The sequence below is a fragment of the Planococcus sp. CPCC 101016 genome (assembly GCF_007859295.1).
Classification (GTDB): Bacteria; Bacillota; Bacilli; order Bacillales_A; family Planococcaceae; genus Planococcus.
In genome coordinates, this window is sequence record NZ_VOHB01000002.1 from 2,458,477 (window position 1) to 2,483,390 (window position 24,914).

20 protein-coding genes and 1 other annotated feature are annotated in these 24,914 nt (G+C 43.7%); of the genes, 8 read left to right on the plus strand and 12 right to left on the minus strand.

The window, feature by feature from the left end:
* Positions 1-229: 229 nt before the first annotated feature.
* From thiI to ezrA, 3 genes are read right to left on the minus strand one after another with little or no spacing between them, the layout of a single operon-like run.
* Entirely contained in the window at positions 230-1,432 is a 1,203-nt protein-coding gene (gene thiI / locus FQV26_RS11740) for a tRNA uracil 4-sulfurtransferase ThiI (RefSeq protein WP_146557653.1), read from the minus strand.
* 6 nt (positions 1,433-1,438) lie between these two features.
* On the minus strand, positions 1,439-2,542 hold the full coding sequence (locus FQV26_RS11745; protein WP_146557654.1) for a cysteine desulfurase family protein: 1,104 nt from the start codon (positions 2,540-2,542) through the stop codon (positions 1,439-1,441).
* A gap of 60 nt (positions 2,543-2,602) precedes the next feature.
* Positions 2,603-4,306, minus strand: coding sequence for a septation ring formation regulator EzrA (gene ezrA / locus FQV26_RS11750; RefSeq protein ID WP_146557655.1), 1,704 nt, complete (start codon positions 4,304-4,306; stop codon positions 2,603-2,605).
* 153 nt (positions 4,307-4,459) lie between these two features.
* Here ezrA and hisJ point away from each other — a divergent pair, with 153 nt between their 5' ends.
* Both hisJ and FQV26_RS11760 read left to right on the plus strand, forming a co-directional pair.
* Complete coding sequence (gene hisJ, locus FQV26_RS11755) at positions 4,460-5,260, plus strand: histidinol-phosphatase HisJ (protein WP_146557656.1); 801 nt, start codon at positions 4,460-4,462, stop codon at positions 5,258-5,260.
* 111 nt (positions 5,261-5,371) lie between these two features.
* Entirely contained in the window at positions 5,372-5,851 is a 480-nt protein-coding gene (locus FQV26_RS11760; protein WP_146557657.1) for a GAF domain-containing protein, read from the plus strand.
* 74 nt (positions 5,852-5,925) lie between these two features.
* Here FQV26_RS11760 and megL read toward each other — a convergent pair whose 3' ends face one another.
* Positions 5,926-7,134, minus strand: coding sequence for a methionine gamma-lyase (gene megL, locus FQV26_RS11765; protein WP_146557658.1), 1,209 nt, complete (start codon positions 7,132-7,134; stop codon positions 5,926-5,928).
* Between the two features lie 328 nt (positions 7,135-7,462).
* Between megL and rpsD the strand changes: the two genes are divergently transcribed.
* Positions 7,463-8,065, plus strand: coding sequence for a 30S ribosomal protein S4 (gene rpsD / locus FQV26_RS11770; protein ID WP_038703495.1), 603 nt, complete (start codon positions 7,463-7,465; stop codon positions 8,063-8,065).
* Between the two features lie 575 nt (positions 8,066-8,640).
* Here the strand turns inward: rpsD and FQV26_RS11775 are convergent.
* The gene (locus FQV26_RS11775; RefSeq protein ID WP_146557659.1) at positions 8,641-9,483 is read right to left on the minus strand and encodes an STAS domain-containing protein; all 843 of its coding nucleotides are present in this window, start codon (positions 9,481-9,483) and stop codon (positions 8,641-8,643) included.
* Positions 9,484-9,835: 352 nt separating this feature from the next.
* Between FQV26_RS11775 and FQV26_RS11780 the strand changes: the two genes are divergently transcribed.
* On the plus strand, positions 9,836-10,642 hold the full coding sequence (locus FQV26_RS11780; RefSeq protein WP_146557660.1) for a cobalamin-binding protein: 807 nt from the start codon (positions 9,836-9,838) through the stop codon (positions 10,640-10,642).
* A gap of 720 nt (positions 10,643-11,362) precedes the next feature.
* Here the strand turns inward: FQV26_RS11780 and FQV26_RS11785 are convergent.
* Together FQV26_RS11785 and tyrS are read right to left on the minus strand one after the other, a co-directional pair.
* The gene (locus FQV26_RS11785) at positions 11,363-11,944 is read right to left on the minus strand and encodes a YflT domain-containing protein (RefSeq protein ID WP_146557661.1); all 582 of its coding nucleotides are present in this window, start codon (positions 11,942-11,944) and stop codon (positions 11,363-11,365) included.
* A gap of 150 nt (positions 11,945-12,094) precedes the next feature.
* Positions 12,095-13,360, minus strand: coding sequence for a tyrosine--tRNA ligase (gene tyrS, locus FQV26_RS11790; protein WP_146557662.1), 1,266 nt, complete (start codon positions 13,358-13,360; stop codon positions 12,095-12,097).
* Between the two features lie 77 nt (positions 13,361-13,437).
* Positions 13,438-13,626, minus strand: a binding site (T-box leader).
* 105 nt (positions 13,627-13,731) lie between these two features.
* On the opposite strand from tyrS, the gene FQV26_RS11795 reads away from it, so the two are divergent.
* Complete coding sequence (locus tag FQV26_RS11795; RefSeq protein ID WP_146557663.1) at positions 13,732-16,773, plus strand: transglycosylase domain-containing protein; 3,042 nt, start codon at positions 13,732-13,734, stop codon at positions 16,771-16,773.
* A gap of 92 nt (positions 16,774-16,865) precedes the next feature.
* On the opposite strand, the gene acsA is transcribed toward FQV26_RS11795, so the two are convergent.
* Positions 16,866-18,584, minus strand: a complete 1,719-nt coding sequence (gene acsA, locus FQV26_RS11800; protein WP_146557664.1) for an acetate--CoA ligase — start codon at positions 18,582-18,584, stop codon at positions 16,866-16,868.
* A gap of 167 nt (positions 18,585-18,751) precedes the next feature.
* Between acsA and FQV26_RS11805 the strand changes: the two genes are divergently transcribed.
* From FQV26_RS11805 to FQV26_RS11815, 3 genes are read left to right on the plus strand one after another with little or no spacing between them, the layout of a single operon-like run.
* Complete coding sequence (locus tag FQV26_RS11805; RefSeq protein ID WP_146557665.1) at positions 18,752-19,384, plus strand: GNAT family N-acetyltransferase; 633 nt, start codon at positions 18,752-18,754, stop codon at positions 19,382-19,384.
* A 23-nt stretch (positions 19,385-19,407) separates the two neighbouring features.
* A complete protein-coding gene (locus FQV26_RS11810) occupies positions 19,408-20,052 on the plus strand; it encodes an acetoin utilization AcuB family protein (RefSeq protein WP_146557666.1) in 645 nt (214 codons plus the stop codon).
* Complete coding sequence (locus FQV26_RS11815) at positions 20,049-21,200, plus strand: acetoin utilization protein AcuC (protein WP_146557813.1); 1,152 nt, start codon at positions 20,049-20,051, stop codon at positions 21,198-21,200. The genes FQV26_RS11810 and FQV26_RS11815 overlap by 4 nt, the downstream gene beginning before the upstream one ends.
* Positions 21,201-21,361: 161 nt before the next feature.
* Here the strand turns inward: FQV26_RS11815 and ccpA are convergent, their stop codons facing one another.
* From ccpA to FQV26_RS11835, 4 genes are all read right to left on the minus strand, one after another.
* Positions 21,362-22,363 (minus strand): catabolite control protein A, encoded by a 1,002-nt coding sequence (ccpA, locus tag FQV26_RS11820; protein ID WP_146557667.1) that lies wholly within the window; start codon positions 22,361-22,363, stop codon positions 21,362-21,364.
* Positions 22,364-22,463: 100 nt separating this feature from the next.
* Complete coding sequence (locus FQV26_RS11825) at positions 22,464-23,549, minus strand: bifunctional 3-deoxy-7-phosphoheptulonate synthase/chorismate mutase (RefSeq protein WP_146557668.1); 1,086 nt, start codon at positions 23,547-23,549, stop codon at positions 22,464-22,466.
* Positions 23,550-23,719: 170 nt separating this feature from the next.
* Positions 23,720-24,049: a bacillithiol system redox-active protein YtxJ gene (gene ytxJ, locus FQV26_RS11830; protein ID WP_146557669.1), complete on the minus strand. Its 330-nt coding sequence runs from the start codon at positions 24,047-24,049 to the stop codon at positions 23,720-23,722.
* Positions 24,050-24,065: 16 nt separating this feature from the next.
* Positions 24,066-24,878 carry a YtxH domain-containing protein gene (locus FQV26_RS11835; protein ID WP_146557670.1) on the minus strand — a complete coding sequence of 271 codons (813 nt, stop codon included), beginning with the start codon at positions 24,876-24,878 and terminating at the stop codon, positions 24,066-24,068.
* Positions 24,879-24,914: the final 36 nt, after the last annotated feature.

The following is a 24,914-nucleotide window of genomic DNA, read 5'->3' on the forward strand; positions in this document are numbered from 1 at the left end:
TATTTCATATAGTTAAACTTTTAGGTAATCCTATTCGTGTTACTTTCTCACGTGTAATAATCGAACTTCATATTTTCTGTAATCTCATGCCAGCAAGTATTTCTTTTGTCAGCCACTCGCCCTGCTGAGTTGCATCAATAGATGAAGTAAAGCAGTCAGATTCACGGTGCTTCTCAGCTGTCCGGCTTTTCCTAACAAAAAAAGCCGCCTACTATAGGCAGCTCAACAATTACAATAAATCTTCATACTGGTTTGCTTTGACACGTGGGAATTTAATGATTTCCCTTTCAACCACCGCTTCCTGGATTAATTCGTCGAATGAAACGAAATTTTCGTAATACTCGACTTTCTCCAATTTTGGCTTGGTTTTAGGATTTGCCGGCGTAAAGATTGTGCAGCAATCTTCAAATGGCCGTATGGAAATGTCATAGGTCCCGATTTGCTGTGCCGTATCGATAATGGTTAGTTTGTCCTCCGCAATCAATGGACGCAAGACTGGTGTATTCGTCACAGCATTGATGGCCTGCAGGCTTTCCAGTGTCTGGCTGGCCACCTGCCCCAGGCTTTCACCGGTGACGATGGCCCGGCAATTGGTCTCTGCCAGGACCAAATCAGCGACTCGCATCATCATTCGACGGGTAGAAGTCATTGTAATATTATCCGGTACCTGTTTATGCACTTCCTGTTGAAGCTTAGTGAACGGAATAATATGGAGATTAACAGAAGAACCGAACTGCGACAATTTTTCTGCTAAATCGAATACCTTTTCCTTCGCGCGGTCGTTGGTGAACGGGGGACTGAAGAAATGGATCAGGTCCAGTCGGACACCACGTTTCAACATATGGTAACCAGCGACTGGGCTGTCCAGCCCCCCTGATAGCATCAACAAAGCCTTGCCACCGGCTCCTACCGGCAAGCCGCCAGCTCCTTGAATAACTTCTGCCATCATGTAAACCGCTTCTTCACGTACTTCCACTTTTAAATCGATTTCCGGATCTTTCATCTGTACCTTCAAATCCGGAAAAATTCGCAGTACATGGGAGCTGATTTCTTTCATGATCTCCGGTTTTTCGTGCGGGAACTCCTTGAACGGCCGCTTAACCGACACTTTAAAACTTTTGTCGGTATCCTGTATTTTGGCGATTACCGCTTCTGCTGTTGTTTTCATGGCTTCAAGATCTAATTCACAAGCCGTTACAGGACTGAATGATTGGATGCCAAACACTTGTGGAAGGCGCTTTATCACCTGGGCAAGGTTTTGTTCATCGTCGGACGTTATGAACATACGGTCGCGTTCTGCTTTAATATGGATACGTTCCAAATCGGAAAAGGTCTGTCTGACATTGTCCCGCAGTCTTCCGATAAACGAACTCCGATTTTTGCCTTTTGTGGATAACTCGCCATATCGAACGAGAATCTGATTGGTTTTCATATCTGGTTAAGCTCCTTTAATTATGCGGTAAACCCGCTGAAATGCTTTTTGCAGATCCATAATGTCCTGCTCTGTTGTAAATGCACCAAAACTAATTCGCATGACTCCGTCTTTAAATTCGCGCGGCAGTCCGATCGCTTGGATAACGTGGCTTGTGTCACGGCTCTTAGAAGAACAGGCACTTGAAGTAGAAACGATGACCGATTCTTTCTGCAGACCTGACACAAGGATTTCACCTTTTATGCCTTTTACAGCTACCGCCAGTATATGTGGAGCCCCTTGTTCGGGACTAATGACTTTTACTCCAGTAAACTCGGAAAAGAACTGACGCAGGTTTTGATTCCACTTCAAATGGAGCGGACTAACCTTCGCCAATCTTAACGCTTTCGCTAAAGCGACGGCATTCGGGACGGATACCGTACCGCTACGAATTCCTCCCTCTTGGCCGCCGCCGTATTGAATGCTTTGCAATTCAACGCCTGAATAAGCCAACAATCCACTGCCTTTCAACCCATGAATCTTATGACCAGAAATGGATAGTAAATCTGGCATGGCCGCTGAGTCGAGTGCCAGTTTGCCGATACTTTGAACAGCATCGACATGAAAGAAAATACGGCGCTCTTTCAAAAGACGTGCAATAGCTGCTATAGGGTGGATGGTTCCGATTTCATTATTGACATGCATGAGCGACACCAGAATCGTATCGCTTCGAAGAGATTTCTTCAACTCTTCGATATCGATTTGTCCTGTATGATCAACAGGCAGGAGAGTTATTTCGAATCCCTCTTGCTCCAATGCGGCCAGACTGTTCAAAACAGATGGGTGCTCGGTTTCAGCTGAAACGATATGCTTTCCTCGAGATTGGTAGCTCCGTGCGGTCCCGATTAAAGCTAGGTTATTTGCTTCCGTGCCGCCGGAAGTAAAGATGATTTTCTCCATATTCAGCAGTTCTTTTAACTGGCTGCGAGCAGTTTCCAGCAAGTCCTCCGCTTGATTGCCGAGTGCATGCAAAGAGGATGGATTGGCATAGAATTGCTCATTGACTTTGATAAAGGTATCCAGCACTTCTTTTTTTGGCTTGGTTGTTGCACTGTTATCCAGATAAATCATTTTTCCACCTCCGAAAAGAAAACCACCAGCTGAGAGGCTGGTGGTTTTACATTTTGTTTTTTAAATGCGCCAAGCGTCTTCTTTGACCAATACTTCAATGCGTTTCATCGAACCAGGTTCAAAGTTTTCAACTGCAGTTGCCGCTTCTTCCAAAGCTTTTGTATACCGGAGCTGACGGAACGATTCTTCCGCTCCTTCAAGCTTGGCATCCAACTCCAGGTTGGTTTTGCGGTAACGGTTGCCGTATTGGATAATGCGTTCAATCAATAGCACATTTTCAACCATTTCAACAGCTTTTGCATGAACTTCGTCTATGCTTTTTTCAGCTTGCTCCAAGTAATTGTCCACTAGCTTAATATTCAGTGGAACTTCACGCAAAGTCTGCATCGTAACGAAAAGGTGCTCTTCAGCCTCTTCCAGTCGTACATCCATATCTTCCGGAATGCCGGGTATATTGGCTTTATGCAGAAGGCGATCCGTTTCCTGCAACTTGCGTTTAAGCTGCTCTACTTTAGCACGGGCATTATTCTCTTCAATGCGCAGGCTCTTCAATGCTGTCATGAAATCGATTTGAGTCGAATCAACAATTGATAGATCTTCACGAATGTGAAGCAAATCTTCTTGAAGACTTGAATACGCTGATTGGTCTTCTTCCAAACGTGAACGAAGCAGTTCATAGCGTTTGGCTAATTGCTCCATCTTATCCATGCAGGACTTCGGAATGGCCGCTTCGCTTTCACTGATTTTATAGCTATGCTGAACGTACCTGCACTCTTCTTCCATTTCTTTCGTATCACGTGCCACAACTTCCAGATGGCGTTCTGTATCCACACGGAATTCATCCACGTAATGTTTCGCTTCCACTTCTTTTTCCAGAAGTTCATAAAACGAATCAATTCGGTCCTTCATTTTTTCCACCGCAATTTTCGTTTGGGCAATTTGCAAATGAGCGATGTTTTCTTTCAAGACTTCCAGTTCTTCTTCCATTTCATCCAATTGAAGCGTCAATTCTAAATGTCCCAGGTAATAGGACTGCTCTTCCATTTCGCTTTTGCCTTGACGCAGTTCGGCAATATAAGAAGGAATCTTCGTTTGGACGTCCGCCAATAACGGGGGAATGTCGTCAACCAGCAAAAATGCTTCTTCGCCTTCAGTTGATAGGCTGATGACAATTTCACGCGCTTTCAAGTAATTGCCTTCATTGGTCAATTTTTCATATTCATCGAACATCGGGATGAACGATTCCAATTTTTTCTCAAGTGGTTCTGCTGCTGCACCATACGAATGCTGGTGAGCCAGTAGATTCTTACGCGCACGACGGTATTTTTCCTGAATGAGATCAATTTCGCTGCGATTTTTTTCTTCACTGCCAATCAATTCTTCCAGTTCTACCAAAATTCCGTTCATCTGCTGATCCACATTATCGATTTTGACTTCAGTTTCCTGTTCAAGCTTCGTCGCTTTGCTGAATCTAAAACGGTTAATCGCTTCTTCAGCATCATATAAGGAAGCATCAATTTTCGGGATATGCACATCCATAATTTCAGTCCATACGTTGCGCCAGCGTTCAAACATTTCTTCCGTCTGGCCGTTCATGTTCAGTTGTTTCACTTTTGTCAGCTCTTCAAGTATCGGTTTATTTTGTATTTGCAGTTTTAACTGTTCCAAGCGCTCAATTTCAGCCAAATGTTTTTTACGAAACATAAAGCCGATGATCATTATCGCTAATAGAATGATGACCGCAATGATGATATACTCCATCATAAGTCATATAGCCCCCTGTTCCAAAATCACATTACCAGTTATACGTAAATGTATTCATGATTCTTTTATTTTAACATGTATTCTACTCTTTTGTTTGCCAAATTAGAAGAAAAGCGATTATATTTTTTAACAGAGAGAAAAGAGGATGACTTTATGAAACGAGATGGCCACATCCATACCCCTTTTTGTCCTCACGGGACAAAAGACTCAACCGTACTTTATGTTGAAAAAGCAATAAAGTCCGGGTTTACAGATATTTCTTTTACGGAACACGCTCCTCTTCCACTTGGCTTTACAGATCCCACACCTGAGAAGGACAGCGGCATGAGCATGGAACAGTTGACACTTTATATGAACGAAATTACTCATTTGAAAAAAACTTACCAAGAAGATATTCGCATACGTCTAGGACTGGAAGTCGATTTTATCGCAGGATACGAAAAAGAGACGCGGTCTTTTCTTGACGAGTATGGTCCTGCTCTTGATGACGCTATTTTATCGGTTCATTTTCTTCAAGTGGATGACCGCTATTTTTGTGCCGATTACAGCAAGGAAGTGTTTGCGGAACTGGCAGCTGCGAGTGGTTCTGTAGAAGCCGCCTATCAGCATTATTATAATACTGTGGAGGCTTCGATCCATGCAGATCTTGGACAGTTCAAGCCTAGAAGAATTGGCCATCCTACCTTGATCCATAAATTCCAAACAGCACATGTAGAAAAGGTTGATGACAGCTCACAGATCCTGAAGGTCTTGCAATTGATGAAGAAAACCGGTTATGAACTCGATGTTAATGGTGCCGGATTTTCAAAACCTGAATGCCTGGAACCTTACCCGCCGCTTCCTTTTATCGAATATGCAAAATTGCTTGGGATTCCACTGGTCTTCGGATCCGATGCTCACAGTGTCAATGGCTTGCATAAGCATCACGAGAAAATTTATACTTATCTAAGTTAAGACGTTTTTATTGCAAGACTTTTAAAATAGCGGCTCATTTATAATTTTTAATGATTTAGAGCTGCTGAACTAACTTAAAGCAAAACACTAAATGAAATGAGGTCATCATCTATGTTTACACAAACTGATTACAGCGGCAGCAGTTTAGAACAATACACGATGCTTTCAAAACAACTCGATGCTTTATTGGAAGGCGAAAACAACAGCATCGCCAACTTGAGCAATGCTTCTTCTTTGCTCAACCAATTTCTTGAGCGCATCAACTGGGTCGGATTTTATTTGATGGAAAATGGCGAACTTGTGCTTGGTCCTTTCCAAGGACTTCCGGCATGCGTACGGATTCCAGTTGGCAAAGGGGTATGCGGTACAGCTGTTGCTGATAAGAAGACGATGTTGGTCGAAGACGTTCATGCATTTCCGGGGCATATCGCTTGTGATGCAGCGTCCCGTTCTGAAATTGTCATTCCATTAATGAAAGAAGATCAAGTGATCGGTGTACTCGATATCGACAGCCCGGAGCTAAGCCGATTCACAGAGGAAGACCAACAAGGTCTTGAGCTTTTTGTTGAAGTTTTAACAAAGCATCTTTAAATAGTAGGACCCGGAACTCAATTACGAGTTCCGGGTCCTTTTTTGTACGGGTATGCCTTGGTTCCTGTCTGCATTTAGATTTCCTGAAGCTTCGGCTTTACTTGTTCAAATGCCTTGCTTAAATCCGTAATGAGGTCATCCGGGTGCTCCAAACCGACCGACAGCCGCAATAGGGAATCACTGATGCCCATTTCCTGTCTGTTTTCCGCTGGCACAACAGCATGCGTCATTGATGCAGGGTGTTGGATGAGCGTCTCAGCATCTCCCAGGCTGACGGCTATTTTGATCAGCGATAAAGCATTCAGAAAAGCTTGCGCTTCTTTTTTGCCGCCTTCGATTTCAAAGGAAATCAACCCGCCTCCTTGCCGCATTTGGCGTTTGGCAATTTCAACTTGCGGGTGCTGTTCGTCAAAAGGATAATAAATGTTCTTCACCAGTTCTTGCTGTTTCAGGAAGCTCAGTACCGTTTTGGCATTGGCCACATGCCGGTCCATCCGCACATGCAGGGTTTTCAGCCCCCGCAGTAAAAGCCATGCGTCGAATGGCGACATAATGCCGCCAACATCTTTTTGTACCGTCATCCGGAGATGCTGCATTTCTTCTGCGTCGCGTCCAACTAGTACCCCACCGACCACATCCCCATGGCCATTGAGGTATTTAGTTGCGCTATGCAAAACGAAATCCGCTCCCATCCTCAGCGGATTTTGTAAATAGGGCGAACTGAAAGTATTGTCCACCACCACCCGAATATTGTGTTTTTTTGCTACAGCCATTACCGCTTGCAGATCAACAAGTTCCATGGTCGGATTGATCGGAGTTTCCACATAGATGCAAACAGTCCCAGGCTTAATCGCCTGTTCCACTTCCTGCTCGGTTGTCATGGACACCAAATCATGCGTAATCCCATATTTTTCTTCCATGATTTCCAGCAATCCAAACGTACAGCCATAAATCCCTCTCGAGCAAAGTACATGATCCCCCGCTTTGGTCAAATAAATCAATATCGCACTGACAGCCGCCATCCCTGACCCAAAAGCCAATGCGCCTTGCCCTCCTTCAATTTGCGTCATCCTCTCTTCCAGCACACGAACTGTCGGATTGCCGAGCCGCGAATAAATATTGCCTTCGCAATTTCCTGCAAACCGGTCTTCGCCTTGTTCTGCATTGGCGAAGGAATAAGTTGATGTCTGATAAAGCGGTGTCACCAAACTGTCGTGGTGGTCGGCGCTGTCATAACCTTTATGGATGACTGCGGTTTCAATATTCATTTCTTTTTCACTCATCATATCCACCCCTCAACTGATATAGAAAGCGCTTACATATAAACTTAATTTCATTCTACCTTGAACAATCTAAAAAAGGAAGCACCCGCTTTTGACCAACTCGCAGCTCTCTATTGACTTCACCATCTGAAATCGGTTATACTATGCTTTGTGTAAAATAATCGCAGCAGTTGTATGTGCGTGTTTGTCCATTTTATTCCTCATAGCAGGTGTATCGTGTAACTCTTTGGCTGCTGAGCGAAGGTACAAGAATATAAAATGGCTTGCAGCATGAATGCATCTGGTTTTTATTTTACTCTAAAAACCAAAAACAGAGGAGGAGACTACTATGTCTCGTTATACAGGTCCATCATGGAAACTGTCACGCCGTTTGGGAATTTCTCTTACAGGCACAGGTAAAGAATTAGAAAAACGCCCTTACGCACCAGGTCAACACGGTGCTAACCAACGCAGAAAAGTTTCTGAATATGGTTTGCAACTTCAAGAAAAACAAAAACTACGGTTCATGTACGGAGTTAACGAACGTCAGTTCAAAACTTTGTTCAACAAAGCCGGCAAAATGCCTGGTAAGCACGGTGAAAACTTCATGATCCTTCTTGAAGCTCGCCTTGATAACGTCGTTTACCGTCTAGGTCTTGCGCGCACTCGTCGCCAAGCTCGCCAAATCGTAAACCACGGCCACATCCTTGTTGATGGCAAACGCGTTGACATTCCGTCATTCAGCGTGAAACCAGGACAAACAATTGCTTTCCGTGAAAAATCAAACAACCTTGATGTAGTAAACGAAGCAATCGAAGTAAACAACTTCGTTCCTGAATACGTAACTATCGATACTGATAGCAAAACAGGAACTTTCGTACGCCTTCCAGAGCGCAGCGAATTGTCTGCTGAAATCAACGAACAGTTGATCGTTGAGTACTACTCACGTTAATTGTAAAATTACACAAACAGTAGTATCGAAAACCCCCGAAACCTTGATTATTCAATGGTTTTCGGGGGTTTTCTTTTTTTGGACTTTTATTGAGAGTGTGAGGTTTTGTTAATTCTGCAAATAAATCTTGCTTTTCTGCAAACAAATATCCTGATTCCGCAAATAAAATCCGCATTCTGCAAATAAACAACGATATCCTGCAAACAAACCCGAAATCACTCCTGCTCTTTCCTAAAAAATGCTTGACGAAGAAACTGCCAAGTTCTACACTTAGCTTAAAGTAGCATTATTTGGATAAACCGCATGACATTTGCAGGAGACTCTCTTAATCTTGGGAGCTGCACAAAAGTGGGAGAAACTCGATGAGAGAAAAAAAGAAGAAAAAACATAGCGAGGTCGACGATTTTTTTAAGGAAATCAGCTTCGGAGTTGTTGTTGAAATTTTAGTATCTATCGTATGGAATATTTTAATGTTCATTCCACGATCACTGATTCGTCTTTTTAGCAGTTTTTGATTTAGCCCTAAAAAATCCCCGCAGCCTATAAAGGCTGCGGGGATTTCTTCTTGTATTTGGTTAGACTAAATGGACTCTGTTTTGCTTGAGTGCTTGAGCGAGTGTATTATACACTTCAATATCGATAAACTTGATGCCCAATTGCACAGCAGTCTGGGCAATAACAGGGCTTATGCCTGATAAAGCTACTTGGACGCCGATTATTTCCAGTCCTTTGATCAACTGAAAAACCTGTTGGGCAACCATCGTATCTATAAGAGGAACACCGGATAAATCAATGAACAATTTCTCTAGATTATGCTTGGAGCTTTGTGCCAACGCTTTTTCGAACATGATTTCTGCACGATGCGGGGTGATTTCCCCGATCAATGGCAGCATGCCGGTTTTTTTAGCCAGTAAAATTACCGGTGCACTCATTTCCACGATCATCTGCTGCTGTGAATTCATCCGTTTCTCCGCAGCTTTCGAGTTTTTATCTGTAAACTCCACAATGACTTTGCTGATGGTATCTACTACTGCCTTTGTCCATGCAACCAATGTTTCGTTGCTCACTTGTTCTTTATGGCTTAAAGCATAGTCTCCGATTTGTTCGAGGTACTGTTGCTGCGTCCGGAAAAACTCGCCAATGACTTCCACAATCGGCGTGTCCAGATGGGCATCGTCTTTTGCGATTGTTTCTATCCAATCCTGAAAATCCGTTACGAATTCGTGTTGGTCTTTTTGAAACATGGCACAAAAACGTAGATGAAACTCGTGATTCTGTTTTTTCAACAAGGCGACTTTGTTAGGATCGGTCGATCCGTAGACTCCTGCTTTGCTTTTGTCTAAAGAACTATACCATTGTTCAGTCATGTCCCATGTTCGTGCGCTTAAGTGTTCAAATAAATCCTGATCTTTCAACATTTAATAGCTATTGCAACAAATCGGAAACCAAGATTTACAGAGTCTAAATTCCGCAAATTTCCCATCCCATTCGGCAATAGCTTCACCCCGCTCTCGCTTATAATTTCAATTAAATTATTTACCGGTTCATAATATGTCTAATGTTCTTCACTCACTATCCTTACCCAATTGCATGCACATTAAACACTCGACAAGCCGTACACTTTCCCCTTCTCAAAAAACTGACAGAAAGCGGGTCTGAATTGTTCAAATTGTCGTCCTTTTAATCATACTTTGTTTGCGCCATTTCATCAATTGAGAAGAAATTTTTTATCACGGCATGGTAAACTAGAAAAAATGGAGGTGAAGCTGGATGCGAATTATATCAATTTGTCCAAGCAATACTGAGTTGTTGGCATTTTTGGATGCTGAACATATGCTGGTCGGCATTGATGATTATTCTGACTGGCCAAATGAAATTACAACATTACCCCGTTTGGGTCCTGATCTGTCAATCCGAATGGATGAACTGGAGGCGTTAAAGCCAGATTTGGTTTTGGCATCATTAAGTGTCCCAGGGATGGAAAAGAATGTCGATGAACTGGTTCGAAGAAAGATTCCTCATCTTGTGCTAAACCCTCAAACTCTTGAAGAAATTGGACAGGATCTGTTGAAAGTTGCGGAGGCCTGTGGATTGAATGCTGCACCTGTACATGCTGAATACCTGGCTGTCATTGAAGATATCAAATCTAGGGGGCAAAAAGCGCCAAACCGACCTTCCCTCTACTGGGAATGGTGGCCAAAACCCGTCTTCACCCCGGGCAATATCAATTGGCTGACTGAGATCAGCAACATCACCGGCGCACGCAACCTATTCGACGATACCGACTCTGCCAATGTTCAGACAGATTGGGCAGATGTGCTTGAGCGGCAGCCTGATTATATTTTGCTTGCCTGGGTCGGTGTGCTGACTTCGAAAGTTAAGCCAGCACTCGTCAAAAAACGGCCGGGATGGATTGAAATGACAGCTATTGACCATCTTCACGTCATGGAAGAAGAACTGTATTGCCGCCCTTCTCCCCGACTGATCGAAGGCGCCATACGATTGGGCAAATTGATTCACCCAGAGGAATTTGAAGATATGGAGCTCCCTCGCTTCATTAAAGAAAAGCAAATTTGATTTTAAAAATTAAAAGCAGTCTGCTGCTGTATACCTGTTAAGACAAGGTGGTGAGCCGGCAATCAAAAAAGCCATCCTAATCAGGATGGCTTGAGCTTGTAGACAAAAGAATATATATGTCACTAAACGAATGAAACCTTATTTCATCTTACTTGCACCGGATCCTGCGCTCCAGGCGGACGCGTTCCGCGGGCTCGCGCCGAACTAACTCGGACTGGCGCCCGAGTGGATTTCGGCACTTCGCTATCCCGCAGGAAGCGAGTCGGGCTGTGCCTGACTCGTTTGCGACGAAGCAGCGCAGCGATGCAGGAGCATATCTCTGGCCTTCGCCGCCTTGCGCTTCGGATCCTCGAGTGAAGGGTTTTTAACAGTTTTACTCAGGCTTTATTTATACTGAGCTCACTAGCAAGCTTCTACCATTGATTGAAACCATACGATCCCGACCGGGCTGGCCACGAAGACTCCTGTGGTATCAGCGAAAGCTGAAGACCCCGCAGGAAAGGCATTGGCCGAAGCTTGCAAGGACAAGCCTTTGCGACGAAGCTAGCGCAGCGATGCAGGAGCATGGGTTTTTCCAGTGACGAGGAGGCTGAAGCTGAGCCCACGGAAAGCGAAGTGGCCAGCCCGGTTGGATTATATATCCTATTCATTTTAATTTGACTTTGTCTACAGTCTGAAAGCCATCCTGATCAGGATGGCTTTTCGTTGATTCGTATTCTTTTACAAACCGGCTTGACCGCGGCGGTTGCCGTTTAACGGGTCATTATCCAAATTGCTTTGGTCGCCTCTTATTGTTGTGGTTCTATCATTTCCAATCAGTGGATCACGTTCTCCTGTGAAGGTATCACGATCATTGCGGTCCGGAATTGAACTTCCTTTATCTTCGACCAGCACTAGAATTTTCCCTTCATTAAAACGCGACTCGTACTCTTTTGCTTCATCTTCCGGTATTCCCATTCCGATAAGTGCACCTGCAAGTCCCCCTACGCCAGCTCCGGCAGCGGCACCTGCTAGTCCGGCTGCTATTGGTCCTGCCGCAACTATTGGCCCAATACCTGGAATGGCCAATGCTCCAATTCCAGCGAGCACTCCGCCAAGTCCTCCGAGAGCTCCACCGGTTACTGCGCCAGTAGCAGCGCCTTCTCCGGCATGTGTTCCCGTTTCTTCGGCTATCATTTCTGTTTCACGCTTATCTTTACTTAAGACGGATATATCTTCACTGTTATACCCTTCCCGCTGTAAATCTTCAATTGCGCGAATCGCTTCATTTTCTGTTTCATAAGATCCAACTACTCTTGACATTTCTAACGCCTCCTTGAAGTTTTAGTAAAGTCAATCGTCGTTCATTCTTCATGTTACCCGCTGCATATTTGTCTAAACATGATTTCCGGAATTCCGTAGCATGGAAAAGGAACAGCTCGTAAACCCACGCTGTCCCTTCACTTTAATTGCTTATTGAAATTGCACCATATGGTATTTCTTTTTGCCTCGGCGTATGATGGCAAAAGCGTCTTCCAGGCGATCTTTTTCATCAACCACGTACTCTAGATCGATCACTTTTTCACCATTTACAGAAATCGCACCATTTGTAACATCCTCACGTGCTTGTCTTTTAGACGAAGAAATTCCAGCTTCCACGATCAAGTCGACAATGGATTTGTTTTCTTTAGCCATTTCCACCGATGGAACGTCCTTAAAAGCTGCCTTCATCTCTGCAGCAGATAATGCTTTTAAGTCTCCGCTGAACAATGCAGTCGTAATGCGCTGTGCATCGGCCAATGCCTCTTGTCCATGGATCAGCTTGGTCATTTCTTCTGCAAGCGTTTTCTGCGCTTTTCGTAGATGTGCTTCTGTTTCTACAGACGCTTCCAGCTCTTCGATTTCTTCACGGCTGATGAATGTGAAGATCTTCAAGTATTTAATAACATCAGCATCGGCTGCATTGATCCAAAACTGGTAAAATTCATAAGGTGACGTCTTTTTCGGATCCAACCAAACTGCTCCTCCAGCTGACTTGCCGAATTTCGTACCGTCTGCCTTTGTCACAAGCGGAATCGTGATTCCATATGCTTTCGATTCCTCATCATGTGTTTTGCGAATCATTTCAAGGCCGGACGTTATATTGCCCCATTGATCGGAACCTCCAATTTGAATCCGGCAATTATGGTGATTATATAAATGATTAAAATCGATGGCCTGGATGATTGTATAGGAAAACTCCGTAAACGAGATGCCGGTCTCAAGCCTTGAAGCGACTGAATCCTTGGCAAGCATGTAATTTACCGAGATCAATTTACCGTAATCACGCAAAAATTCAATAACGCTCATCTGTCCAATCCAGTCTTGGTTGTTGACCATTTTTGCTCCATTCTCGGATTGGAAATCAAAAATTTGTTCCATTTGTACTTTGATGCCTTTTACATTACGATCAATCTGCTCGGTTGTCTGCAATTGGCGCTCTTCATTTCTGCCGGAAGGATCTCCGATCATGCCCGTGGCTCCACCAACTAATAAAATTGGTTGATGGCCGTGCATTTGAAAACGACGTAATGTCAATAATGGGACAATGTGGCCGATGTGCATGCTGTCTGCAGTCGGATCCACTCCACAGTATAAAGAAATCTTCTGTTCATCCAGCAACTTCGCCATTCCTTCTTCATCCGTTTGCTGGTATAACAGACCTCGCCATTGCAAATCTTGAATTAATTCATTTGTCATTCCAATTCCTCCTTAGATATAAAAACGATGAGCGCCATGTAAAAACCACATAAAAAAGTCCCTGCATGAAAAATTCATGCAGGGACGCAATTGCGCGGTACCACCCAGCTTGGAGAAATGACTCTCCCTCTCAATGTGTGCCGAACGGGGCACTTCCGTAAACTCCAGGACTGTAATTCGATTCATGCATTTTGACTGGTTTGCACCATCCACCAGCTCTCTTGACAAAAAAACATGCTCTACTTCGGACCCTTCACCGTTTAAAATGTGAAATATATTAGTAGTTTACTTTATTATTCTATATTGTCAATATGTTTAGATGCAATTATAGGAATATGATATACTATAAAGGATTTTAGGAGGGTGATAATGTGCGTGAAAAATTTAATAAATGGATAACCAAAGCTGAAGTAACAACCGATAGATGGACCTCGACAAAATGGTTCAAACGCATGAGCATTACAACAGGAGTCATTTGGAACTTGGTATTGATTCTTGCGATTGTTTTGGTCACGGGCGGCGTTTTTGCTGCATCTGTCGGAGCAGGTTATTTCGCTTCACTGGTGGATGAAGAAAAGCTTCGCACCGAAGATGAAATGCTCAGTGAGATCTACAGCTTTGAAGAAACGTCTGAACTGTATTTTGACAATGAAGTCTATTTAGGCAAACTGCAGACAGATCTGGAGCGGGAAGTTACAACATTGGACAAAGTGTCAACCTATGCAAAAGATGCTGTTCTTGCGACTGAGGATGAGTACTTCCTTGAACACGAAGGCATTGTGCCGAAAGCAATTCTTCGCGGTTTGGTTCAGGATGTTTCAAACTCAGATAGCCAAACAGGCGGTTCAACGCTCACACAGCAATTGATCAAAAATCAGATTTTAACAAATGAAGTTTCCTACGAACGAAAAGCCAAAGAAATCCTTCTTGCTATGCGCTTAGAGAAATTCATGACGAAAAATGAGATTATGCAAGCCTACTTGAACATTATTCCTTATGGCAGAATTTCATCAGGCGCCCATATTGCCGGCATTGAAACAGCGGCAAAAGGTATATTCAACGTGTCGGCCAGTGAATTGAACTTGCCGCAGGCGGCATTTATTGCAGGCATTCCAAAAGCTCCTTATAGTTACACCCCATATGTCGAAGGTGGGAAACTCAAAGATGAAGCGGGACTGCAGCCAGGACTTGATCGCATGAAAACTGTTCTTTATCGGATGAAAGAGACCGAATATATCACACAGCAGGAATACGATGAAGCCATCGCTTACGATATTGTGGCTGACTTCCGTCAGAATGAACCGCGTTCATATTCCGAATATCCATATGTTACAGTCGAAATAGAGAAACGCGCATCCCGGATTATTATGGATGTTTTAGCGGAACAGGACGGTGTGGATCCGGCTACGCTGGAAGAAAACGATAAACTGTATGAAGAGTATGCAATTCTCGCCAATCGTGCAGTGCGTTCTAACGGCTATCGGATTCATTCAACGATCGACAAAGAAGTCTATAAAGCTCAAGAAGAAGCTCAGAAAACGTATGAATCTTACGGCACTACCGTAGGAGGCAAAGGTACGAACGAACAAGGCGAAGTTATCGATAAACAATTCCCGGTTCAAGTTGGCAGTATCTTAATTGAAAATGGCACTGGACGCATCATCAGTTTCGTAGGCGGCCGTGATCACGATGTTGAGAAACTAAACCATGCCACTTCTGCCTACCGTTCGATGGGCTCTACTGTAAAACCTTTACTGGTCTATGGACCAGCTATTGAATTAGGGGAAATTGGAGCAGGTTCACCTCTTGTCGATGTGAAGTTCGACCATATGGACAACGGCAATATGTGGAGTCCTACAAACTTCATTTCAACAAGTGAACAAGGAATCATGCCAGCACGTGATGCATTGGCACAGTCCCAAAACTTGCCTACTCTTCGTCTGTTCGCTCAAATTCAGCAGCAAATGCCCATCCAGTACATTATGAACGCTGGATTTTCACGGATCGAAGAAGAAGAGAATAATAATTATTCTTCTGCTTTGGGCGGCGGAATCGAAGCCTCAGTAGAGGAAATCACCAATGGCTATGCCATGATTGGAAATAACGGCGAATACGTCGAGACGACAATGATCGATAAAATTGAAGATGCAGACGGCAATATCGTCTATGAGCATAAAGTGGAGCCAAAAGAAGTATTTACCCCACCTACCGCTTATGTTCTGACGGATATGCTGCGCGACGTCTTTAAAACTGATCGCGGAACAGCCAATCGGGCAAACAATATGTTGAAATTCAATGCCGATTTTGCAGGAAAAACAGGAACGACCCAAAGCACAACAGATGTCTGGCTAGTTGGCTATAACCCAAATGTCACGATGGGTGTTTGGCTCGGCTACGATTCTGAAAAGTTTACCTTGTCACGTTTTGAAAATCGTGATTTGCCGGCTTCCCTCCGCGTCAATCAGTTATGGGCACGTTTGATGAATGCCAGCTATGATGCTAGCCCGGAACTGGTTGGAACATCTGATAAATTCCAACAGCCCGACGGAGTCGTCACAAAGTCATTTTGCGGTATTTCAGGCTTAGCGCCAGGTGGTGCATGCCAAGAAGCTGGACTTGTTCGATCAGATTTGTTTAACGAAAAAGCAATGCTTCCAACTGAAAAAGATGATAGTTTCAAGAGTGGTTCATTTACGACCATTAATGGAAAACGCTATTCTGCTTTATCCAGCACTCCTAGTGAGTTCATCTCTGGTGGCGGCATCGGCGTTTCACAAGAATACATTGACCGCATGATGGCTCCTTTTGGCGGAGACGCCAGCAAGCTGTTCCCTGGCAATTCTAGATTTTCTTCAGTAGTGTCAGGCGCAACGTTCAACGCTGACAATGCTTCGCCAAGTGGTGTACGAGCATCAATTAGCGGAAATACCGTTTCTTGGACCAATTCCGGTTCGAATGATGTAGTCGGATATCGGGTTTATAGAAACGGTTCACGTGTTGCATCCATTTCAGAGTCGAGCAGCAATTCATATACTGCTTCTGGGTCTGGAAGTTACACGGTAGTAGCTGTGGATATTACAGGCAAACAGTCAGCTGCCTCAAACAGCGTGTCCATCGCTGCTCCGAAGCCAAAACCTGAACCAAAACCTGAACCAAAACCGGAACCAAAGCCGGAACCTAAACCGACACCGCCTCCTGAAGAACCTGAACAGGAAGAAGCTCCAGCGGCTGAAGAGGAAGCTGAAACTCCTCCACCAGCAGAAGAAGCACCTCCTGAAGAAGAAGCCCCTCCTGAAGAAGAACCCGAAGAACCAGCCGAAGAAGAGCCGGCTGCAGAAGAACCTGAGGAACCGGTCGAAGAAGAACCGGCACCTGAGGAACCTGAAGAACCCGAAGAAGAAGACGCAGCTTAATAATAAAGCCCGATTCGCTAAAGAAGCGAATCGGGCTTTATTCATGAACTAAAAGAGTGGAGGTATAATTATACCTGCCGCTCTTTTATATTTTAATCTTCCATTGTAGACAAATCGCCTGTAGGCAAGTCTAATTCCCAAGCTTTTAGAACCCGGCGCATAATCTTACCGCTTCGTGTTTTCGGAAGTTTGTCCTTAAACTCGATTTCACGCGGCGCTGCATGGGCAGCCAATCCTTTTTTGACGAATTGCTGGATATCCTGCACCAACTCTTCTGATGGCTCGTATCCATCAACCAAGGCAACAAACGCTTTAATGATTTCTCCACGGACTGGATCCGGTTTACCTATGACACCGGCTTCAGCAACCGCTGGATGCTCCAACAACTTGCTTTCCACTTCAAATGGTCCAACACGCTCACCTGAGGTCATAATGACATCATCTACACGCCCCTGGAACCAGAAATATCCCTCTTCGTCCATATATGCTGAATCGCCTGAAACATACCATTTATCTTTCAGGAAGTAGGAATCGTATTTTGCTGGATTGTTCCAGATTTGGCGCATCATTGAAGGCCAGCCTTTTTCAATCGCCAGATTCCCCATTTGATTTGGCGGCAATTCATTTCCCTGGTCATCAACGATCGCAACTTTTATGCCAGGTACCGGTTTACCCATAGAGCCTGGTTTGATGTCCAGCGCTGGATAATTGCAGATAGTTTGTGCCCCTGTTTCCGTCATCCACCATGTATCATGGATGCGTTTATCGAACACTTGCGCTCCCCATCTGACCACTTCTGGATTCAACGGTTCTCCCACCGATAGGACATGTCGAAGAGTAGAAAGATCATATTCTTCCACTAAAGCATCCCCTGCGCCCATTAGCATACGGAATGCTGTCGGGGCACTGTACCAAACAGTAACGCCGAAATCTTCAATGGCTTTATACCAGCCATCTGGAGAGAATCGTCCACCTAGAATGACAGTCGTAACCCCGTTTAGCCATGGTGAGAACACACCGTACGCAGTTCCTGTAACCCATCCCGGATCTGCCGTACACCAATAAATATCGGTTTCATTGAAATCCAGTACCCACTTGCCCGTTTGGTATTGCTGCACCATCGCATACTGGGCATGGAGAACGCCTTTCGGCTTGCCTGTAGATCCAGATGTGTAGTGCAGGACCAAGCCGTCTTCTTTGTCTAGCCATTCAACATCAAATTTGTCTGAGCTGGCAGACAAATGCTTCAGCACATCTATCTGTCCATCCTGCTCATTGATCTCATCGCCTACCAGGAAAATCGTTTCCAGCTTTGGCAAGCGGTCGTAAGGAACGCGGCCTAACAGTTCAGGCGTTGTAATGATCGATTTAGCTTCACTGTCGTCAAGCCGGTCATAAATGGCACCTTCCATAAATGCCTCGAATAACGGACCGACTATCAAGCCCATTTTAAGCGCTCCGAACATTAAGAAATACAATTCCGGAGAACGCGGCATGAAAATAAAAATCCGGTCCCCTTTTTCTAAACTTGAATGCGCCTTCAATAAGTTAGCCGCGCGATTCGTCATACGTTTCATCTCATAGAAAGTATAGGATTCATTTCTGTTTTGATCCTTATAATAAAGTGCCACTTTATTTTTTCGATAGGAATCGGCATGGCGGTCGATCGCTTCATGAGCCATGTTTACTTTTCCGCTCTCATACCAACTAAATTCCTTCTCGACATCAGCCCAATTAAAGTTAGCAGCTATTTCTTCATAGTTATGTAATTGATGCACCCCTGCTCTTGCTGGTAAAGCTTCCACTTTCATCCTAATCACCCTTTCATATTGATTACCTTATATTCTACAACATTGTCACAATTGAATGCTAATTATTTTAACTTTTTAGAAAATGCTGCTTATTTCGCCAGACTTTTTCCAAATCGACTTTTGTTCATGTATAATGTAGCTAATTGCATCCTACAGGCGGTGAAAAGATGGAACATAAAAAAACGTATCATTCGATGGAATTGGAAACCGAACATGGGCTGTTGATCCTTGAAGGTCCTATTCCTGGAAAAGAATTGAGCGAATTAGGTTTTCATGAAGATCTGGTCGCTTTCAGACAGCCGGCTCAACAGCATAAAGCTATCATAGAAATTGCTGATTTGCCGGAAGGGCGGATTCTCATCGCCCGTGAAGAGAATATGATCGTGGGGTATGTCACATTCCTATATCCCGATCCCCTGGAACGCTGGTCAGAAGGCAAAATGGACAACCTCATCGAACTGGGCGCCATCGAAGTCATTCCGAAATACAGAGGCAGCGGTGTTGGCAAGTCATTATTGAAAGTCTCAATGATGGATGATGCCTTCGAGGATTTCATCGTCATCACTACCGAGTATTACTGGCACTGGGATTTAAAAGGAACTGGCTTAAATGTCTGGGAATACCGAAAGATCATGGAAAAAATGATGCAGGCTGGCGGGTTGGAATACTATGCCACTGATGATCCTGAAATCAGCTCTCATCCTGCCAATTGCCTGATGGCCAAGATCGGCAGCCGGGTCGACAATGAATCGATCCAGAAGTTCGACCAACTGCGGTTCATGAATCGCTATATGTATTGATTTAATACAAAAGGGGTGTTCATATGTTAGTGGAAGAAATTATGAAAACCGATGTCCACCTATTGAGGTCTGATCAGACTGTCCAGGACGTCATGGATTTGTTTAAGGAAAAACGGATCCGTCATGCACCTGTTGTTGATGGTGGAAAAGTGGTAGGCATCGTAACCGATCGTGACTTGAAAGATGCTGTGCCATCAAGGTTCACGATAGCGCCAAAAGGTGAACCCTATAAAAAGAAAGTTTCGGAAATCATGACGGCAAACCCTGTCACTGCCCATCCTCTCGATTTTGTAGAAGAAGTGGCGATGATTTTCTATGAGCAGAAAATTGGCTGCATTCCTGTTGTCAGCAACGATAAACTTGCCGGCTTTCTCACTGAAACGGATCTTTTATATACTTTTATCGAGCTGACGGGTGCCCATCAGCCAGGTTCACAGATTGAAGTACGGGTAAAAAACCGTTCCGGCATCCTTTATGAGGTTTCGAAAGTTTTCCAGGAGCAGAACGTTAATGTGTTGAGTGTCCTCGTTTACCCCGACAGAGAAAACAGCAGCAACAAAATACTTGTTTTCCGCGTTCAAACGATGAATCCACTTACCATTATCAACGACTTGAAAAAAGAAGGTTTCGATGTCCTATGGCCAAGCATGCCGCAAGTGAACGAATGAAACACGCTGTATTCATCTTTTCAGAAGATCAATTGGGGTATAAATTTTCTGAAACACATCCTTTCAACCAGAAAAGGCTCGTATTGACGATTGATTTGTTAAAAAAAATGAATGCGCTTCCAGATGATTTGATTGTACCTGCCCGCATTGCTACCGATGAAGAATTATTATTGGCGCATGATGAGCGTTATATTGATATCGTCAAGAAAGCTAGTAGAGGCGAAGTGACACCGGAAGCCGGTGAAAGCTATGGAATCGGTACGGAAGATACACCAATTTTTGAAAACATGCATGAAGCCAGCGCTCGTCTGGTTGGAGGTACATTAACCGCCGTCGATTACGTCATGGAAGGCAAAGCACAGCATGCGCTAAATTTGGGCGGCGGCCTTCACCACGGTTTTAGAGGCAAGGCATCCGGCTTTTGCATTTATAACGACAGTTCGGTCGCCATCAATTACTTGAAAAGTAAATACAATGCACGCGTCTTGTATATTGATACCGATGCTCATCATGGCGATGGCGTCCAATGGAGCTTTTATGATGATCCGGATGTTTGTACCGTCTCTATCCATGAAACCGGCCGTTACCTCTTTCCAGGGACTGGCAACATCAATGAACGCGGCAGCGGCCAAGGATACGGCACTTCTTTTAATTTTCCGATTGATGCGTTTACGGAAGATGACTCTTTTCTTGAAATCTACCGCACCTCCATGAAGGAAATCATTGAATTTTTCAAACCGGATGTTATATTGACACAGAATGGTGCAGATGCCCATTATTTGGACCCTCTGACCCATTTATACGGGACTATGAATATTTACAAGGAAATACCTAAGATAGCACATCAACTCGCTCACGAGTATTGTGAGGGCCGCTGGATAGCTGTTGGAGGTGGCGGATACGATATTTGGCGCGTTGTTCCCCGTGCCTGGTCATTAATTTGGTTGGAGATGAATAATATTACTCTTCCTTCTGGTAAACTGCCAGAGGCGTGGATAGAGAAATGGCAGCCCGAATCACCGGTAAAACTGATTGAGACATGGGAAGATCCAGCGAATATGTATAAAGCTATTCCACGCAAAGCGGAAATTACGGATAAAAATCTTCAAATGCTGAACAAAGCTCTTTATATGATTCGCAATAATTGATGAATTCATCAACTATAGCAAAATGCCAAAAAATCTTATAGAACTGTCTTTTGAGCTCACTACTAAAAACTTCACTGTTTATTTTAGAGAAGTCAACAAAAAACCTGTCCGGGCTTTTGAGCCAGACAGGTTTTTTTCTTTGCTATTCTCTTTGCAGTCAACTAGTCGTCGTTTTTCGTTGATTGTCTTTCTTCAATCCGATATGGAAGAATTACTTGCTTTTCTTCAATTTCTTCATTATTCATGTACTTCGTTAATAAGCGCATGGATACAGCACCGATATCATAAAGTGGGAATGCAACAGACGTTAGCATCGGACGAGCCATTCTTGCCAGTTTAGAGTTTTCATAGCTGATCACTTCGGCATCTTCCGGGATTTTCTTGCCTTGCTCTTCTAGTCCATGAATGACCCCAATTGACATTTCGTCATTGCTGACGAAGTATGCAGTAGGTTCGTGTGAAGCCAAAGTCTGAACGGCTTCTATACCCTCATCATAAGAATTATTGCATTCAACGACTAAGTTATCGTCAAAGTCGATGCCTGCATCCGACAAGGCCTCTCTATAGGCCTTCAACTTGTACTCTTTGTTGATCATAGAAGTCAACGGTCCAGAGATAAAGGCAATTTTCTTATGCCCGTTGTCCGTAAACTTCTTAACGGCTTCGTACGCAGCACCAAAATAATCGATATTAACTGAGGCAATCGCCGCGGATTCATCAATTGAACCAGCCAGGACGATTGGAGTCGGAGAACGTTCCATTTCATAAAGAAGTTCAGTTGAAATAACGTCACTCATAAAGACGATTCCATCCACTTGTTTTCCGAGCATGGTCTCCAATAACTGAAGTTCCTTATTTTCGTTCTGATCCGAGTTGGATAAAATAATGTTATAGCGGTACATTGTAGCGATATCTTCAATTCCACGGGCCAGTTCAGCATACATGCTATTGGAAATATCGGGAATGATGACGCCGACCGTCGTTGTTTTTTTGCTTGCAAGTCCCCGAGCAACAGCATTTGGACGATAGCCCAATTCTTCTATCACTTTTAGTACTTTCTTTCTTGTGGCAGGCTTAACGTTTTGATTGGCATTCACTACACGTGACACAGTAGCCATGGAAACATTTGCCTCTCTTGCCACATCGTATATCGTAACGGTCATTGTGCGCCCTCCTTTTCCAGTCTTTCTCTAATCATACGACAAAATCTTCAATAATATCAACTAAAAAAAGAAAAGCCGGAGTTTATCCGGCTTTTCAGGCTCACACTTTCATTTCATACTGTTTCATGAATTTCATTAGAGCATCGTAGTATTCATCGAATTGGCCTAAATCCATTTGCTGCTGTGCATCAGACAAGGCTACCGCTGGATCCGGATGAACCTCAGCCATTACTCCATCTGCTCCAATTGCGATTGCAGCTTTAGCAGCTGGAAGCAATAGGTCACGACGGCCTGTTGAATGGGTTACGTCAACAAATACTGGAAGATGCGTTTCTTGTTTCAAGATTGGAACAGCTGAAATATCCAATGTGTTGCGTGTCGCTTTTTCATATGTGCGGATCCCGCGTTCACATAAAATGATATTTTCATTTCCTGAAGCAATGATGTATTCAGCTGCGTTGATGAATTCTTCAATAGTCGCTGACATTCCGCGTTTCAATAGAACCGGCTTGTTGATTGAGCCAACTTCCTTCAACAATTCGAAGTTTTGCATATTGCGTGCTCCGACTTGAACAACATCTACATAATCAAGTGCAGCTTCGAGGTGTCCCGGTGTTACAATTTCTGAAACAACAGCTAGGTTGTACTGGTCAGCCGCTTTTTTCAGCATCTTCAAACCATCTAATCCAAGACCTTGGAAATCATAAGGTGATGTACGCGGCTTGTAAGCTCCACCACGAATCATTTTCAAGCCTTTTGCTCCGATGGCTTCAGCAACCTTCGACACCTGTTCTTGTGATTCTACTGCACATGGGCCAAAGATGAATGAAGGATCTCCGGCACCGACTTGTTCGCCGTTAATAGTGATGACAGTATCTTCGGCTTTCTTTTTACGCGAAACCAACAATGCTTTACGTGTATCTTCTTCTTGCATATTCAAGGCAGATTTGAAAATTTCCTTGAAAATATGATCAACGGTCTTCTGTTCTAACGGACCGTTATTATTATCTTTTAGCAAGTTCAGCATATGGCGTTCCCGTAACGGATCGTAACGGTCAACTCCTTGCTTTTCTTTTAATTTACCAATGTCTTGTATTACGGAAGCTCTCTCATTGATTAGAGACAGAATCTGCAGGTTGACTGCGTCCACTTTTTCTCTTAGTTGCTCTAACTCTAAATTACTCATTCTATAACTTCCCCTTTCGCGAATAACCTTTATCAGGTGACTCATATTAACATGATAGGACTATTATAAGCAAACTATTCGGTAAAGTCACGAAATTTATTTTAGCGATTCAACGCGCTAAAGTGTTTTTTGCATCAAAAAGCCGAAGCACCAAGGCTTCGGCTTTTCTTTTATGCAATAAATTCTTGCATAGATTCTCTTTTAATGTTGTTGTGGGAAGCGTGCCAGTCTACTTTTTGACTTGTAAAGTGGAACAATTGGGGAGATTCGTGTTTAATTCCCGTAATTTCTTCAATCGCTTGAGAGAATTCCCGATCTTCTTGAACGATTAGATACAGAAAGGTTTGGTTTGGATGCAATGAGCAATATTCGTTAAACTCATTCCACGCTTCAGCGGATACCGGACAAGTACTGCTGTGTTTAAAAAGCCAGTAATGCTGATTTCCTCCCACTGCCTGTTTCAAGCTATCCAGACTGTTTACATGCACTAAATTTTTCATCTAAACCGCTCCCACATTAGTTCTTTTTATTGTAGTTGTTGCTTGATGAGTTGGATGATGATTTGTTGTTGCTGTTGTTGCTGTTGTTATTGCTTGAATTTGATGACTTATTGCTGTTGTTGTTGCTGCTGGTCGTATTTGGACCTTTGCTTGCATTCGCAGTGTTGCTGTTGGTGTTGCTGCCTGTGTTGCCGGCTGTAGACGAACTTGAGTCTGATTTCTTTTCTTCCTTTACTTCTTCAACTGCTTCTTTTAAAGCGTTAGCAGTGGAAGTAAAGGCATCAGAGCCTTTGCTGTCTGACTTATCCGTTGAGTTTTGAACAGTTGAATGGATGTTGATAGATTCTTCTCCTTCTGATGAAGCAGTGCCATCATCCATTGGCGAATTTCCGCCTTTCATGTTCTTAACTTTGTCTACAACTTTATTGGATTGTTCTTTTAACTGCTGTGTAAACCCACCTGAACCGTCATCATTTGAATCTGACTGCTGAGATGCTTTTTCCTTCAAAGTGGTTGCTTGCGTTTTAATATCAGCCTGGAATTCCTTGCCAGATTTAGGAGCTAGGAATAATGCAGCCGCAGCTCCGACAATTCCTCCAACTAAGATGCCTACTAGGAAACTTGAACCTCCGCCTGATTCTTCGTAGTCATAAAGATCGTCATAACGGTTAGAGGCTCCGTAAGATTGAGGAACATAATCGCTCTGTTGATAGTTTTGACCTTTGTTTTGGCTATTTTGGCTGTACTGTCCACCTTGTGTATAGTAATCCTTATTGTACTGTGAATCGTTGAAGTTAGATTGAGAGTTATAATCTTTGTTTCTGCTCATTGATATTCCCTCCAATTAATTTTTAGGTTAAAAGCA

Coding starts and splice junctions, on each gene's coding strand:
- FQV26_RS11775 (WP_146557659.1), bottom strand. CDS start 9,483: ATGTTGAAAGATCAGGATTTATTTGAACACTTAAGCGCACGAACATGG.
- FQV26_RS11780 (WP_146557660.1), top strand. CDS start 9,836: ATGCGAATTATATCAATTTGTCCAAGCAATACTGAGTTGTTGGCATTT.
- FQV26_RS11805 (WP_146557665.1), top strand. CDS start 18,752: ATGGAACATAAAAAAACGTATCATTCGATGGAATTGGAAACCGAACAT.
- FQV26_RS11810 (WP_146557666.1), top strand. CDS start 19,408: ATGTTAGTGGAAGAAATTATGAAAACCGATGTCCACCTATTGAGGTCT.
- FQV26_RS11785 (WP_146557661.1), bottom strand. CDS start 11,944: ATGTCAAGAGTAGTTGGATCTTATGAAACAGAAAATGAAGCGATTCGC.
- ccpA (WP_146557667.1), bottom strand. CDS start 22,363: ATGACCGTTACGATATACGATGTGGCAAGAGAGGCAAATGTTTCCATG.
- megL (WP_146557658.1), bottom strand. CDS start 7,134: ATGAGTGAAAAAGAAATGAATATTGAAACCGCAGTCATCCATAAAGGT.
- FQV26_RS11815 (WP_146557813.1), top strand. CDS start 20,049: ATGAAACACGCTGTATTCATCTTTTCAGAAGATCAATTGGGGTATAAA.
- ezrA (WP_146557655.1), bottom strand. CDS start 4,306: ATGATGGAGTATATCATCATTGCGGTCATCATTCTATTAGCGATAATG.
- rpsD (WP_038703495.1), top strand. CDS start 7,463: ATGTCTCGTTATACAGGTCCATCATGGAAACTGTCACGCCGTTTGGGA.
- FQV26_RS11760 (WP_146557657.1), top strand. CDS start 5,372: ATGTTTACACAAACTGATTACAGCGGCAGCAGTTTAGAACAATACACG.
- FQV26_RS11825 (WP_146557668.1), bottom strand. CDS start 23,549: ATGAGTAATTTAGAGTTAGAGCAACTAAGAGAAAAAGTGGACGCAGTC.
- acsA (WP_146557664.1), bottom strand. CDS start 18,584: ATGAAAGTGGAAGCTTTACCAGCAAGAGCAGGGGTGCATCAATTACAT.
- FQV26_RS11745 (WP_146557654.1), bottom strand. CDS start 2,542: ATGATTTATCTGGATAACAGTGCAACAACCAAGCCAAAAAAAGAAGTG.
- tyrS (WP_146557662.1), bottom strand. CDS start 13,360: ATGACAAATGAATTAATTCAAGATTTGCAATGGCGAGGTCTGTTATAC.
- ytxJ (WP_146557669.1), bottom strand. CDS start 24,049: ATGAAAAATTTAGTGCATGTAAACAGTCTGGATAGCTTGAAACAGGCA.
- hisJ (WP_146557656.1), top strand. CDS start 4,460: ATGAAACGAGATGGCCACATCCATACCCCTTTTTGTCCTCACGGGACA.
- thiI (WP_146557653.1), bottom strand. CDS start 1,432: ATGAAAACCAATCAGATTCTCGTTCGATATGGCGAGTTATCCACAAAA.
- FQV26_RS11835 (WP_146557670.1), bottom strand. CDS start 24,878: ATGAGCAGAAACAAAGATTATAACTCTCAATCTAACTTCAACGATTCA.